Origin of the sequence: Halomonas sp. AOP25-F1-15 (genome assembly GCF_052378675.1) — a bacterium.
Classification (GTDB): domain Bacteria; phylum Pseudomonadota; class Gammaproteobacteria; order Pseudomonadales; family Halomonadaceae; genus Vreelandella; species Vreelandella casei.
The window spans coordinates 245,043-257,505 of sequence record NZ_JBQSXV010000004.1 but is presented as its reverse complement, the minus strand read 5'-3'; the positions used below and the strand labels follow the sequence as shown (position 1 = coordinate 257,505).

Annotated in this window: 12 protein-coding genes and 1 tRNA gene; 8 read left to right on the top strand and 5 right to left on the bottom strand. The window is 54.2% G+C overall.

Translation table 11 applies throughout. The features are described from left to right. Positions 1–182 precede the first annotated feature (182 nt). Entirely contained in the window at positions 183–977 is a 795-nt protein-coding gene (locus tag ACT3TF_RS09520; protein ID WP_096282058.1) for an inositol monophosphatase family protein, read from the top strand. Between the two features lie 139 nt (positions 978–1,116). On the opposite strand, the gene secF is transcribed toward ACT3TF_RS09520, so the two are convergent. The 5 genes from secF to queA all read right to left on the bottom strand — a co-directional run bounded on the left by secF (position 1,117) and on the right by queA (position 6,788). Continuing rightward, entirely contained in the window at positions 1,117–2,043 is a 927-nt protein-coding gene (gene secF / locus ACT3TF_RS09515; RefSeq protein WP_441686834.1) for a protein translocase subunit SecF, read from the bottom strand. A 49-nt stretch (positions 2,044–2,092) separates the two neighbouring features. Next, the gene (gene secD / locus ACT3TF_RS09510) at positions 2,093–3,946 is read right to left on the bottom strand and encodes a protein translocase subunit SecD (protein ID WP_441686835.1); all 1,854 of its coding nucleotides are present in this window, start codon (positions 3,944–3,946) and stop codon (positions 2,093–2,095) included. 132 nt (positions 3,947–4,078) lie between these two features. After that, entirely contained in the window at positions 4,079–4,405 is a 327-nt protein-coding gene (yajC, locus tag ACT3TF_RS09505) for a preprotein translocase subunit YajC (RefSeq protein ID WP_096282056.1), read from the bottom strand. Positions 4,406–4,555: 150 nt separating this feature from the next. Then, complete coding sequence (tgt, locus tag ACT3TF_RS09500) at positions 4,556–5,677, bottom strand: tRNA guanosine(34) transglycosylase Tgt (protein ID WP_444672196.1); 1,122 nt, start codon at positions 5,675–5,677, stop codon at positions 4,556–4,558. 79 nt (positions 5,678–5,756) lie between these two features. After that, positions 5,757–6,788 (bottom strand): tRNA preQ1(34) S-adenosylmethionine ribosyltransferase-isomerase QueA, encoded by a 1,032-nt coding sequence (gene queA / locus ACT3TF_RS09495; protein WP_444672111.1) that lies wholly within the window; start codon positions 6,786–6,788, stop codon positions 5,757–5,759. A 114-nt stretch (positions 6,789–6,902) separates the two neighbouring features. Here queA and ACT3TF_RS09490 point away from each other — a divergent pair. From ACT3TF_RS09490 to ACT3TF_RS09460, 7 genes are all read left to right on the top strand, one after another. Beyond that, positions 6,903–6,989: transfer RNA gene (locus ACT3TF_RS09490), tRNA-Leu, on the top strand. 148 nt (positions 6,990–7,137) lie between these two features. Next, positions 7,138–7,905: an AraC family transcriptional regulator gene (locus ACT3TF_RS09485; RefSeq protein WP_444672110.1), complete on the top strand. Its 768-nt coding sequence runs from the start codon at positions 7,138–7,140 to the stop codon at positions 7,903–7,905. Between the two features lie 127 nt (positions 7,906–8,032). Then, complete coding sequence (locus ACT3TF_RS09480; RefSeq protein WP_441686726.1) at positions 8,033–8,389, top strand: RidA family protein; 357 nt, start codon at positions 8,033–8,035, stop codon at positions 8,387–8,389. Between the two features lies 1 nt (position 8,390). Further along, positions 8,391–9,326 carry an ornithine cyclodeaminase family protein gene (locus tag ACT3TF_RS09475; protein WP_444672109.1) on the top strand — a complete coding sequence of 312 codons (936 nt, stop codon included), beginning with the start codon at positions 8,391–8,393 and terminating at the stop codon, positions 9,324–9,326. 117 nt (positions 9,327–9,443) lie between these two features. Continuing rightward, on the top strand, positions 9,444–10,517 hold the full coding sequence (dctP, locus tag ACT3TF_RS09470) for a TRAP transporter substrate-binding protein DctP (RefSeq protein ID WP_441686724.1): 1,074 nt from the start codon (positions 9,444–9,446) through the stop codon (positions 10,515–10,517). A 119-nt stretch (positions 10,518–10,636) separates the two neighbouring features. Next, entirely contained in the window at positions 10,637–11,182 is a 546-nt protein-coding gene (locus tag ACT3TF_RS09465; protein WP_444672108.1) for a TRAP transporter small permease, read from the top strand. Further along, complete coding sequence (locus tag ACT3TF_RS09460) at positions 11,179–12,453, top strand: TRAP transporter large permease (RefSeq protein WP_444672107.1); 1,275 nt, start codon at positions 11,179–11,181, stop codon at positions 12,451–12,453. The genes ACT3TF_RS09465 and ACT3TF_RS09460 overlap by 4 nt, the downstream gene beginning before the upstream one ends. The last annotated feature ends 10 nt before the right edge of the window (positions 12,454–12,463 follow it).

Sequence of the window (12,463 nt, the reverse complement as noted above, 5' to 3'; positions counted from 1 at the left end):
CCCGGTGAATAGTGCTGGGTGATCAATAAGGCGTAAAACGCGCAGTCTAGCATGAGTCGATGGCATGCCCGAGAGCGGTCTGCTAGAATTGCGCCCCAAAGGCGACTAAACGCGCCTGCGCTTAGCGCTCTGTTGTTTGCTTTACACCCCGTTCTTTAACATCACTGTCACAAGGCCCGATCATGAATCCTATGGTCCAATTTACGCTGCGTGCTGCACGCGGCGCTGTTGAACATTTTATGCGTGTACGCGAGCGTATTGAAAACGCTCACGAAGAATTTAACCTTGATCGCCTGCTCGATGAGACGGCGCGCAAGGCCGAAGCAACGATTGTTCAGCAGTTGGAACGCGGTTATCCCCAGCACGGTGTTACCGGCCGCTTTACACCGCATAGAGCGGGTGAAGGCGAAGGGGCGGATGTCGTCTGGAAAATTGAACCAATGCACGGCTATTCCAATTTAGCCGTTGCCGGTACGGGCTTTGCACTGTCAGTGGTGTGTCTTATCAAAGGTCGTCCCGAGCACGCGGTGATTATTTCCCCGTTCGGCGACGATGAATATATCGCCAGCCGCGGTCGCGGCGCTCAGCACAATGACAAACGCATGCGCGTTAGTAAGCCCACTGCTATTACGGGTACGCGCATGGCGATGAGCCTACCGGAAGCCTGGCTGCGCACTCGTCATTTACCTGCTTACTTAACCGTTAGCCAACAGCTAGCCCCGCAGGTAGAAACATTGCTGGCGACGGGAAGCGGTCTCTTGGATTTGTGTGAACTCGCCTGTGGCCGCGTTGACAGCGCCTTCGTGCTGGGTCTGGAAGAGCAGGATATGCAGGTGGGTACGCTGTTCTTGAAAGAAGCCGGCGCCCTAATGGGTACACCTGACGGCCAGCCGACGGTAAAAGTAGAAGGGCTGCTGATGGCCGCTGGTCCACGCCTTTACAAGGCGCTGGTTAAACAGTTGACGCCGCACTTTTAAGGCGCGCTGCTCAGTTATGCACTTCGAATAAGTTAGTCACTTCGAATAAGTTAGGCGCTGCGAATAAAAAAGGCCCCTGCTGGGAAACCAGCAGGGGCCTTTTTGTAGGCTCGAGACACTCAGTTAAGAAAGGATGCCGTTAAGGCAGCTCTTCCTCTTCTTCGTCGGTTTCTTTTTTGGTCGGTATCAGGTCTTCTCGCGACAGCTTCAACGGCAGCAGTAGCGCTGCGGCAATGTAGATAGAAGAGAACGTGCCAACACCGATGCCAACCAGCAGCGCGATGGCAAAGTTTTCGATCATATCTCCGCCCAGCAGCAGCAGAGCGAGCAGTACCAGCATAGTGGTGCCCGATGTTGCCAATGTGCGGGAAAGCGTGGCGTTAATCGCTTCGTTAAAGATCTGCGGCATATCCTCGATTCGAGAGGTTCGGATCATCTCGCGAATGCGGTCATAAACCACGATCGTATCGTTCAGTGAGTAACCGATCACCGCCAAAATGGCCGCCAGTACGGTAAGGTCGAACTCGAGCTGGAAGAGGGCAAAAACGCCCACTACGATCACGACATCGTGCAGCAACGCAACCAAGGCGCCAATCGCAAACTTGTACTGAAAGCGCAGAGCGACGTAAATCATGACGACGCCCAGCGCTACCAGCAGGCCTAGCCCGCTTTGGTCACGTAGCTGGTCGCCTACCTGTGAGCCAACGAACTCAGCGCGAACAAGGTTCACGCTATCGCCACTCGCTCGCAGTAGGTTGACGACTTCGGCACCTACGTCAGCGTCAAACGCTTGCTGTAGGCGAATCAAAATTTCTGTCGATCCGCCAAACGTCTGCACGGAAACATCTTGAAAGCCGCTCTGTTCGAGCAGCACGCGAATTGCATCGAGTGAGGGCGCTGCGCCGTAGCGCACCTCAATCAGCGTGCCGCCGGTAAAGTCCAACCCCAGGTTGAGCTGCTGGAATAGGATGGCGCCAATCGACACAATTAATAGCAGGGCGGAAACGGCAAACGCGATGTTGCGCCGTCCCATAAAGTCGATTCGCAGGTGTGATAGGGGTTTCATTACCACCTCTTAAGTTCTGGGCTAAGCACACGAATTAAATCCATGCTTTTCAAATCCACAGCTTTTTGACGGGTTTGCTGCCATAAGCCAAGTTAACCATGGCGCGAGTCACCATTAGCGCGGTGAACAGCGATGTCAAAATACCGATAGAAAGCGTGACCGCAAATCCTTTAACCGGGCCGGAGCCAATCGAAAATAGGATAATAGCCACAAGCAGCGTGGTGATGTTGGCGTCAACAATCGAGGTAAACGCGCGTTCATAGCCTGCTTGGATCGCCTGCTGAACCGATAAACCGTTACGCAGCTCTTCACGTATTCGCTCAAAAATTAGCACGTTGGCATCCACCGCCATGCCTAGCGTCAGCACTATGCCTGCAATGCCTGGCAGTGTCAGCGTCGCGCCCAGCATCGACATTACCGCAACCAGCAGCGTTAAGTTCAGCGCCAGGGCAATGTTGGCGAACACGCCAAAGACTTTGTAGCGCACCAGCATAAAGATCACGATCAGCAGTAGACCGATCTGAACCGACAGCAGGCCTCGCTCAATGTTTTCAGCGCCCAGGCTTGGTCCAATCGTGCGCTCTTGCACAAAGTAGATAGGCGCTGCAAGCGAGCCAGAGCGCAACAGCAGCGCAAGCTCGGAAGCTTCTGTTGGCGAGTCTAAGCCGGTGATACGAAAGCTGTTGCCTAACGCGCTTTGAATCGTGGCTAAGCTAATCAGGCCGCGCTCAACGTAAGGCTCGCGCTCAAGCGTTTCTTCGCCCGTTTCCGGGTCAACCACCACGGTGTCTTCGCTTTTATGCTCAATGAACAGCACCGCCATATTGCGGCCAATGTTGGTGCGCGTGGCGCGGTTCATCAGCGTGCCACCGGTGCCATCTAGGTTGATATTAACCTGGGGGCGGCCATTTTCATCAAAGCTATTGCTGGCACTGGAAACACTGTCACCAGTAATGATGACATCACGCATTAGCTCAGCGCTGCGTGATGAATCATTCCGAAACGTCAGCGTTTCTGTTTCGTTAACCGGCGTGTCGTTACGCGCCTCTAAGCGAAACTCTAGGTTGGCGGTTGCACCGACAATACGTTTCGCGGCAACGGTATCCTGAACACCAGGTAGTTCAACTACAATTTGATTGGGGCCTTGGCGCTGTACCATGGGCTCCGCAACGCCCAGTTCGTTGACCCGATTGCGCAAGGTGGTCAAGTTCTGGTTAATCGCGTAGTCCTGGATGCTGCTGACAGATTGATCGCTTAATGTCATGACTAAGCTAGATGCGCGGCCATCGCCTGCATTGGAATACTCAAAGTCAGGAAAATCGCGAGTGATCAGTCGGCGTGCCGTATCACGGTCTTCAGCGCTGGCAAAGTCGATCGAGAGTGAGCGATCTTCTACGTCGGTATTGCGGTAGCGGATACGCTCGCTGCGCAGCAGCTCGCGCATGGCGCTGGCGTTAACTTCAAGGCGCTGGGTCAGTGCGGCGTCCATGTCCACTTCAAGCAAGAAGTGCACGCCGCCACGTAGATCCAGGCCTAACGTCATAGGCGAAGCAGAAAATGACTGCAGCCAACCAGGTGTGGCTTCAGCGAGATTTAACGCCACGGTGGCATCACTGCCGAGTACGTCAGTGGCAATGTCGCGAGCGTTGAGCTGGTCATCGTCATGGCGCAGACGAATGAGCCATTGCCCGTTTTCTTCTTCTATCGCCTTGATGTCAATATCGCTTTCAGTTAGCGCGGCTTCAACAAGGTTAATCTGACGTTCGTCCAGCGAATCGCCTTGGGCGCTGCTGATTTGGACGGCGGGATCTTCGGGGAATAGATTGGGAAGCGAGTAGATAAGGCCGACCGCCAGGACGACGAGTATCAGCAGATACTTCCACAGGGGGTAACGGTTGAGCATGCAAGCCCTGCCTTCAATTACAAACGGAATGCTGTGCACAGACACGCCGTGCACAGCAAAGTTCACCATCATTCATACCATGTCACCCCTGCCGGGGTGGCTGGCACTGTGTCGGCAGGGGTGTTGAAAGCATTAGATGGACTTAATAGTGCCTTTAGGCAGTACGGCAGCAACGGCATTTTTCTGCACGTTAACTTCGGTGCCTTCAGAGATCTCGATGGTCAGGAATTCGTCGCTCACTTTAGAGATACGACCTACCAAGCCGCCACCGATGACAATTTCATCACCTTTGTCTAAATTAGTGACCAGCTGCTTGTGCTGCTTGGCACGTTTGGCTTGCGGGCGCCATAGCAGGAAGTAGAAAATCAGTACGAAGCCGACCAGCATGACGATTTGCGCAATACCACCGCCACCGGCGGCTTCTTGGGCATGGGCTGGTGAGATGAAGAAATCCAGCATTGCAGAGAACTCCTGAGTTAGAAAAGCGTGGTTTAAAAGCTTAGGTTTAGAAAAGCTTAGGTTTAGAAAACATGGGTCTAAAAAACATGGTTTAGAAAAATATAGCCAAACAGTTTAAACCACACGCCAAGGCACGTGGCGATTAATTCGTTAGATTTGTGCTAGGGGAGGCACTGGCAGGCCGCGCCGAGCATAGAAACCTTCCACAAAGGCCGTCAATGTACCCGCTTCAATTGCCGCGCGCAAATCAGCCATTACACGCTGGTAGTAACGTAAGTTGTGAATGGTGTTAAGCATTGCGCCGAGCATTTCATTGCAGCGGTCTAAGTGGTGCAAATAGCCCCGTGAGAAATGCTGGCAGGTATGGCAATCGCACTCTTCATCAAGCGGACGCGTGTCAAAGCGGTGCTTGGCGTTACGAATTTTGACCGTGCCATCAGACGTGAACAGGTGGCCGTTACGCGCATTGCGGGTAGGCATGACGCAATCGAACATATCCACGCCGCGGCGCACGCCTTCCACGAGATCTTCAGGCTTGCCGACGCCCATTAAGTAGCGGGGCTTGTCATCGGGCATCCAGGTGGGCAGGTAGTCGAGAACCTTGATCATCTCTTCTTTAGGTTCGCCGACGGAAAGCCCGCCAATCGCTAGGCCATCAAAGCCGATTTCCAGCAACCCTTTCAGCGAACGTTCGCGAAGCTCGGGATGCATGCCGCCTTGAATAATGCCAAACAGGGCAGAAGGTGACTCGCCGTGGGCATCACGTGAACGCTTGGCCCAGCGCAGCGATAGCTCCATGGACTTTTCAGCTTCCTCAAAGGTTGCCGGATAGGGCGTGCATTCGTCGAAAATCATGACCACGTCGGAACCCAGTGAGCGCTGAACCGCCATGGACTCTTCCGGCCCCATAAAGACTTTGCTGCCATCGACCGGCGAGCGGAAGTGCACGCCCTGCTCGGTGATTTTACGCGTTTTGCCCAGCGAAAAGACTTGGAAGCCGCCGGAGTCGGTGAGAATCGGCTTGTCCCACTGGGCGAAATCGTGCAGGTCACCGTGGGCTTCAATTACCTCGGTGCCGGGGCGTAGCCACAGGTGAAAGGTATTGCCCAGGATGATTTCAGCGCCGATCTCTTTAATCGAGTCGGGCGTCATGCCTTTTACCGTGCCGTAAGTGCCGACCGGCATAAACGCAGGTGTTTCAACCGTGCCGCGGGGAAAGTGCAGGCGACCGCGGCGTGCGCGGCCATCCTCAGCCAGGCGTTCAAAGCGCATAAAACATTCGTTTCGCATAAAAATAACTCGTTAATCTCGCTCGTTTGGCGCGGCTTGTGCTGGGTTGATAAAGCAATCACTAGCGGGTCAATAGCATGGCGTCGCCGTAGCTAAAAAATGCATAGCGTTCGGCTACCGCCTGCTGATAAGCGTGCATGATGGTGTCGTAGCCTACAAAAGAAGAGACCAGCATCAGCAGGGTGGATTCAGGCAAATGGAAGTTGGTAATTAAAGCATCCACACAGCGCCATTGATAACCGGGATAGATAAAAATGTCGGTATCGCCGCTGTACGGCGCGATCTGCCCATCGCTGCTTTTTTGGCAGGCGCTTTCCAGGCAACGCACGCTCGTCGTCCCCACGGCCACAACCCGCTTGCCAGCCGCCAGGGTGTCACGCACCTGTTGGCAGGTAGCCTCAGAGACTTCAATCCACTCGCTGTGCATGTGATGCTCAAGGATATTATCCACGCGCACCGGCTGAAACGTACCGGCGCCCACATGCAGTGTCACAAAGGCGCGATTAACCCCTTTGTCAGCGAGAGCGTCCAGCAGCGGCTGGTCAAAATGCAGCCCTGCAGTGGGTGCCGCTACTGCACCGTCACGCCGCGCATACACGGTCTGGTAGCGCTCACGGTCGCTGAGCTCATCTTCACGGGTAATATACGGTGGCAGCGGCATATGGCCGTGTTTTTCAAGCAGCGCAATCATTGGCGTGTCGCCTAAAAAGCGCAGTTCGAACAGCGCGTCGCGGCGGCCTTCTACAATAGCGTGAACATCACCTTCAAAAATCAATTCCGTGCCGGGCTTAGGTGATTTACTAGAGCGAATATGCGCCAAGCCGCGGTGAGCATCCAGCGGGCGTTCAAGCAGCATTTCTATTTTGCCGCCGCTTGCCTTGTGGCCGTGCAAGCGCGCGGGAATGACGCGAGTATCGTTGAACACCAGCAGGTCGCCAGGTTCCAAAAGCGCCAGCAAATCAGGAAAACGACGATGCTCCAGCGCGCTGCTTTGCCCATCCACGCACAGCAGACGGCAGTCGCTACGCTGCTCAGAAGGGTAGCGAGCAATTAACTCGTCGGGTAGCTCGTAATGAAAATCCGCGCGCTGCATGGTGTATGACTCTTAACGTTGATCAAACAGGCGACATAGGATAGCGCTTTGGCTGGATAAAGTCAGTCGATGCGATTGACCTACCTCAATTTTTACGTATAATGCGCATCCATTGCCGGTATGGCGGAATTGGTAGACGCAGCGGATTCAAAATCCGCCGCCTTTACGGGTGTGCCAGTTCGAGTCTGGCTACCGGCACCAAATACTAAGGGCTTAGCGTTCATCGCTAGGCCCTTTTTAGTGCCTGCAATGTGTGTTTTCTCCTCTGAGAGCCTGCATTTATTCGCTTTTTCTTCGCTAGCCGTTTTATAGTGCTTATTCAGTATTCGATGAAAGACGGACTCTCGCCATGGCCCTTTTTGAGCTGTATAGCCGCAACCTTGCCCATGAGCAGGTGGCGCATACTCACGATTTTCATCAGCTTATCCTGGCGACCTGCGGCGTGACTGAGCTTTCGATGGAAGGGCAGGGGGAGCGGGTAACCGCCCGCCGAGGCTGCCTGATTCCCTCTTCGCGCCATCATGAGTTTCAAGGCGATGGAAGCAATCGTACGCTTGTGTTGGATATTCCCGTTGCGCACTTGGCGCTACTCGAACAAGGCGGAGAAATTGAGCGCCTTTTCGATAAGCCGCGTTTTTTCAGCGTTCCCCCAGCTTTAAATCAGCTGACTCACGCTTTGGCGCATCAGTTGGAGCAGTGCCCTGCACTACAAAATGAAATCGCGATCTTGTTGCTGCGCGCGCTTTACATGTATTTGCAGGATGCCACGCCGACGGCCGTCGCGCAGTTGGGGCAGCACTGTATTAGTGAACGCTTGGATCTCGCTCGCTTAGACGCGTGGCTGGACCAGCACTTGGCCGATGACGTTCGTGTGGATCAATTGGCCTCTTTGTGCGCCTTGAGCCCGGGACATTTTCACAGCTGTTTTCGTGAGCTTACCGGCGTCACGCCGCTGGCATACGTTCAGCGCAGGCGTTTAGAGCATGCCCGAAACTCAGTACGGCATAGCACGCTGAGTCTTGGGCATATCGCTATGCTGGTAGGCTTTCGTGATCAAGGCAGTTTCTCCCGCGCCTATCGCCGCTACTTTGAGATCGCCCCTTCATCTGATCGTTAGTCCCCATCGCCTACCGCGCTTTATCTTGTTTACATGACTTACGGGCAAATCTATCGCAGTGTCGGGCAAGTAATTTGCCCAGTAGCGCTTTAGTCTCTTAAGACCTTAATTTTACCGGAGAGACCCGATGAGCGTTACTTACCAAGACAGCAATGCGCGCATGAGCCAAGTGGCTATTCACAACGGCACCGTTTATCTCGCAGGCCAGGTTCCCCCCGATGCTACTGCAGATATGCGAGGCCAAACTGAACAAGTGCTGTCGCGCATCGACCAACTGCTCGCTCAAGCCGGCACCTCTAAAGAACACCTGATCTCAGCACAGATCTGGGTGACGAGCATGGCAGAATTCGACCAAATGAATGCCGCTTGGGATGCGTGGGTCGCTCCCGGTCGTCCGCCCGTGCGCGCCGCGCTTGAAGCCCAGCTCGCCAAGCCTGAGTGGAAGGTTGAGATTATGGTCGTTGCCGCACTGCCGGAGGCCTAATATGCGGGTCATCTCTGCTGAGGAGGTCGCTCGCCACCTGACCTGGAATGGCTTGATCAAGCGGCTGCAAACGACGTTTGTAGAGGGCATTGAGTCGCCTCCCCGCCATCATCATGCGATGCACCGGTCTGACGGCGAAGCCACGATGCTACTCATGCCCGCTTGGGAAACAGCGGGCTATATCGGCGTCAAAATGGTCAACGTCTTTCCACAAAACGCCGATCACGGTATTCCCGCTATTTCGGGTCTTTACCTGCTCAGCGAAGGTAAACACGGCCAGCCGTTGGCCTGTATTGATGGTAGCGAACTAACGCGTCGCCGTACCGCGGCAGCGTCTGCGCTGGCGGTTAAAGCGCTGGCGAATGAGTCGGCAGAAACGCTGCTGGTCGTGGGCACCGGCAAGCTGGCACCCATGGTGATTGAGGCTCATGCCAGCGTGCGACCGATCAAGCGCGTGATGATTTGGGGGCGCAATAGTAGCAAGGCAGCGGCGATTGCCGATGAATACGCTGGGCGCTTTGAAACACAGGTAGTTGAAGATTTGGCTGCAGCCGTCGCGCAAGCTGACATTGTGAGCTGCGTCACGCTTTCGACTCAGCCGATTATCAAAGGCGAGTGGCTCACGCCGGGGACGCATCTTGATTTGATCGGCGCTTTTCGACCGCAGATGCGTGAAACCGATGCTGAGTGTTTGCGCCGTGCACAGGTATTTGTGGATACCTATGCCGGTGCTAAAGGCGAGGCGGGCGATATCCTTCAAGCTATAGAAGAAGGTGCTTTTCGCTTTAACGATATTAAGGCTGAGCTTGCCGAAGTGCTGTCCGGCACAAAGCCGGGGCGTTCTGATCAAGCCGCCATCACGTTATTCAAATCGGTGGGTGCCTCACTTGAAGATTTAGCCGCGGCTATTGAAGTATGGGAATCACTGCCCGAATAACGCTGCATAAATAACGTAACAGGTTGATACTGATAATAAGACGCTAGACATAACAACCTGTTACGTCACAACGCCAGTCATAACGAAGACCAACTAATAATCAAAACGAGGTGTGTTATGAAAACGAATCAATCCTTGCTAATTGCCGCCTTGGCAGCACTGCCCTTGGCCATTGCAAGCGCCAATGCCCAAGCGCAGTCCTATGAAATGGTGATTGCCACTCAGATCCCGGAAGATATGAGTAACAACGAAATCTATCCGGCACTGATGCATTTTAAAAACCTGGTGGAAGCGCGTACCGACGGCGACCTTGAGGTCAATATCTTCGGCGGCGGTCAGCTAGGTTCAGAAGTTGAAAACGGTTCGGAAGTGCAGGGCGGGCGCACGCTGCAGTCGACGATTATTACCGCAGGCGCGATGTCATCGTTTTACGAAGACTATCAAATGGTCACGGCGCCGTTCCTGTTCACTAACTGGCGCCAAGCATGGACCTTTTTTGACAGCGAGTGGTTCGCTGACTTTATGTCCGGCACGATTGAAGCGGCCAATATGCGTTACCTGGGCACCTTTGATGACGGTGGTGGTTTCGTCGCCTTTACCAATAACGTGCACTTGATTAAGACCGTCGAAGATTTAGAAGGGCTGAATATTCGCACCGAAGAAAACCCAGCTCACGTCGCGATTATGCGCTCGCTAGGCGCCTCTGCAACGCCACTGCCTTGGGGTGAGCTGATCACCGCACTGGAAACCGGGCTTGCCGATGGCCAGTTCAATGCGCCGGTGCTCAACACCACGTTTAACTTTGATGCCGTCACCGACTACACCACGCTTACCGGGCATGTGTATAACAGCGCCCCGTGGGTCATCAGCGAGTCCTGGTATCAGTCGTTGCCTGAAGACTACCAGCAGGTGCTGATTAGCTCTGCGCGCGAAGCCATTCAGCTGAGTCACGGTATGTCAGGAGCGCTGGCAACGACGAGCTGGGTGGAATCCTGTGAACGCTTCGTCGAATGCTACTTAATGCCTGATTCAGAGCGTGAACGCATGGCCGATATTGCCCGCCCGGCATGGCAAACGTGGATCGTCGATGACTTTGGTATGGACGAGACCCGCGTGCAGGGCCTGCTTGATGAAGTCGCGCGCGTCGGCCAGCAAGTGGCAGACGATGACTACCGCATTTATGGTCAATAACAGCAGGGTCAGTAAGAGCTGGGTCAATAAAACCAGGGCCAATGACTGCTGGATCATTAACGGCTAATTCTTAACCAACGCTGGAGCGGCTGTTATGCGTTCCAGCGTGAGGGATGGTGATGGGTGTATTAAAACCTTTGCGCCGGCTAAGCGATAGCATCAATCAGGTGGCCATTGTGGTCTGTGTGGGCTGTATCCTGGCAATGTTGGGGATCTCGTTTACCGCCTTTCTTTATAAGCTAGCGACGGGCAGCACGCTGAGCTGGACCTACTCGCTGGCACGCCTCTTTCTACCGTGGATCGGTTTTCTTTCCATGACCATTTCGCTGCGCTACGGCGAACATGTGGCCATGACGCTGCTGATACGCAGCCTGCCAAAACTCCTAGTGCAAATCGGAGCAGGGCTCTGCCTGGCGGTGATCGGCTTGTTTGCACTCATGCTGATTTGGTATGGCTGGGGCTACTTCACTAATGCCACTCAGGTTTACATGGTCTCCGACCAAATTCGTATCCCCAGTAAGGTTACCGCCATCGTGGTGCCGATTAGCGGCGTCATTATGCTGCTCCACTTGGTGCATGGCTTCTCCTTGCTAGAGCACTTTTTAGATGAGAGCGAGATGATTGACGAGCTCATTGAAATCAATGACGGGGAGAACCGCTTATGACGCCCGCGATTCTAGTATTCATATTGCTATTATTTATTGGTGCGCCCGTTGCGGTGGTGATGGCGATGTCGGGGCTAGCGGGTGGTTTCGCACTGGGCGGTGAGCGCATGCTGGGTATTATTGCCGACCGCATGTTCTCGGGCGTTTCCGGCTTTCTATTGATTGCCATTCCCTATTTTATCTTTACCGCTGAACTGATGAACCAGGGTGGGCTAACCCATAAGCTGATCGCGTTTAACAATGCCTTATTCGGCCGTGTGCGCGGGTCGCTTTCCCATGTCAATATTTCGGTATCGGTGTTTTTTGCTGGCCTAACCGGCGCCGCCGTCACGGATACCGTGGCGATTGGTAAAATCATGATCCCCGAGATGAAGAAACAGGGTTACGACGCCGAATATGCCGCCGCCGTCACCGCCTGTTCATCGATCATTGGGCCGATCATTCCCCCCAGCGTGGTTATGGTGGTGTACGCCACGCTGCTGCGGGATATTTCGGTGATCGATCTGTTTGCGGGGGGGATTATTCCCGGGCTGTTAATGGCATTAGCTCTGCTGGGAATGAGCTTTTTTCTAGCCTGGAAACGTAACTATCCTAAGCAGGCCCCGACGCCGTTTAAGGCCGCAATGATCGCTCTACTGGTCGCGCTTCCTGCGATGGTAGTGCCGCTGATTATCATGGGCGGTATTCTCTCCGGGCTTACAACGATTACGGAAGCCTCCGGCTTTGCGGCCGTTTATGCGATTATCATTGGCACCGTGTTCTATCGCAATCTTACCTGGCGAAAAATATGGGACTCGCTGGTGACCACCGTGCGCTTTTCAGGCGTGGTGTTCTTTCTATTGGCAACGTCTGCGGTGCTGGGCTGGTTTGTCACGCGCTCGGGTATTGCCCGAGACGCCGCCAGCTTGATTACCACCTTTAGCGATATGGCCTTTGTGCAACTAATGCTGGTATGCCTGCTACTGTTAATCATTGGCACGGTGATGGATGTATTGCCCGCGTTAGTCGTGATTGCCCCGGTGTTAGTCCCCGCGATGATTCAGCTTGGCTTTGACCCTTTGCACTTCGCTATTTTGATGATTGTGGTGCTGAATATCTCCAATGTGACGCCGCCGGTAGGGATGACGCTAATGACCGCCGCGCGAATAGCCGAAGTGCCTTACGAGCGAGCAATTATTGCCTCGCTACCGTTCTACGTCTCGTTTCTGGTGGTGATTGTGCTGCTAGCCGCATTTCCAGCGCTTTCCACCTGGATTCCTTCTTTACTCTAATGGGCTACCA

Bases quoted from the DNA above. Each gene is read 5' to 3' on its own strand.
- ACT3TF_RS09520 (WP_096282058.1), top strand. From the start codon at position 183: ATGAATCCTATGGTCCAATTTACGCTGCGTGCTGCACGCGGCGCTGTT.
- secF (WP_441686834.1), bottom strand. From the start codon at position 2,043: ATGAAACCCCTATCACACCTGCGAATCGACTTTATGGGACGGCGCAAC.
- secD (WP_441686835.1), bottom strand. From the start codon at position 3,946: ATGCTCAACCGTTACCCCCTGTGGAAGTATCTGCTGATACTCGTCGTC.
- yajC (WP_096282056.1), bottom strand. From the start codon at position 4,405: ATGCTGGATTTCTTCATCTCACCAGCCCATGCCCAAGAAGCCGCCGGT.
- tgt (WP_444672196.1), bottom strand. From the start codon at position 5,677: ATGCGCTTTGAACGCCTGGCTGAGGATGGCCGCGCACGCCGCGGTCGC.
- queA (WP_444672111.1), bottom strand. From the start codon at position 6,788: ATGCAGCGCGCGGATTTTCATTACGAGCTACCCGACGAGTTAATTGCT.
- ACT3TF_RS09485 (WP_444672110.1), top strand. From the start codon at position 7,138: ATGGCCCTTTTTGAGCTGTATAGCCGCAACCTTGCCCATGAGCAGGTG.
- ACT3TF_RS09480 (WP_441686726.1), top strand. From the start codon at position 8,033: ATGAGCGTTACTTACCAAGACAGCAATGCGCGCATGAGCCAAGTGGCT.
- ACT3TF_RS09475 (WP_444672109.1), top strand. From the start codon at position 8,391: ATGCGGGTCATCTCTGCTGAGGAGGTCGCTCGCCACCTGACCTGGAAT.
- dctP (WP_441686724.1), top strand. From the start codon at position 9,444: ATGAAAACGAATCAATCCTTGCTAATTGCCGCCTTGGCAGCACTGCCC.
- ACT3TF_RS09465 (WP_444672108.1), top strand. From the start codon at position 10,637: ATGGGTGTATTAAAACCTTTGCGCCGGCTAAGCGATAGCATCAATCAG.
- ACT3TF_RS09460 (WP_444672107.1), top strand. From the start codon at position 11,179: ATGACGCCCGCGATTCTAGTATTCATATTGCTATTATTTATTGGTGCG.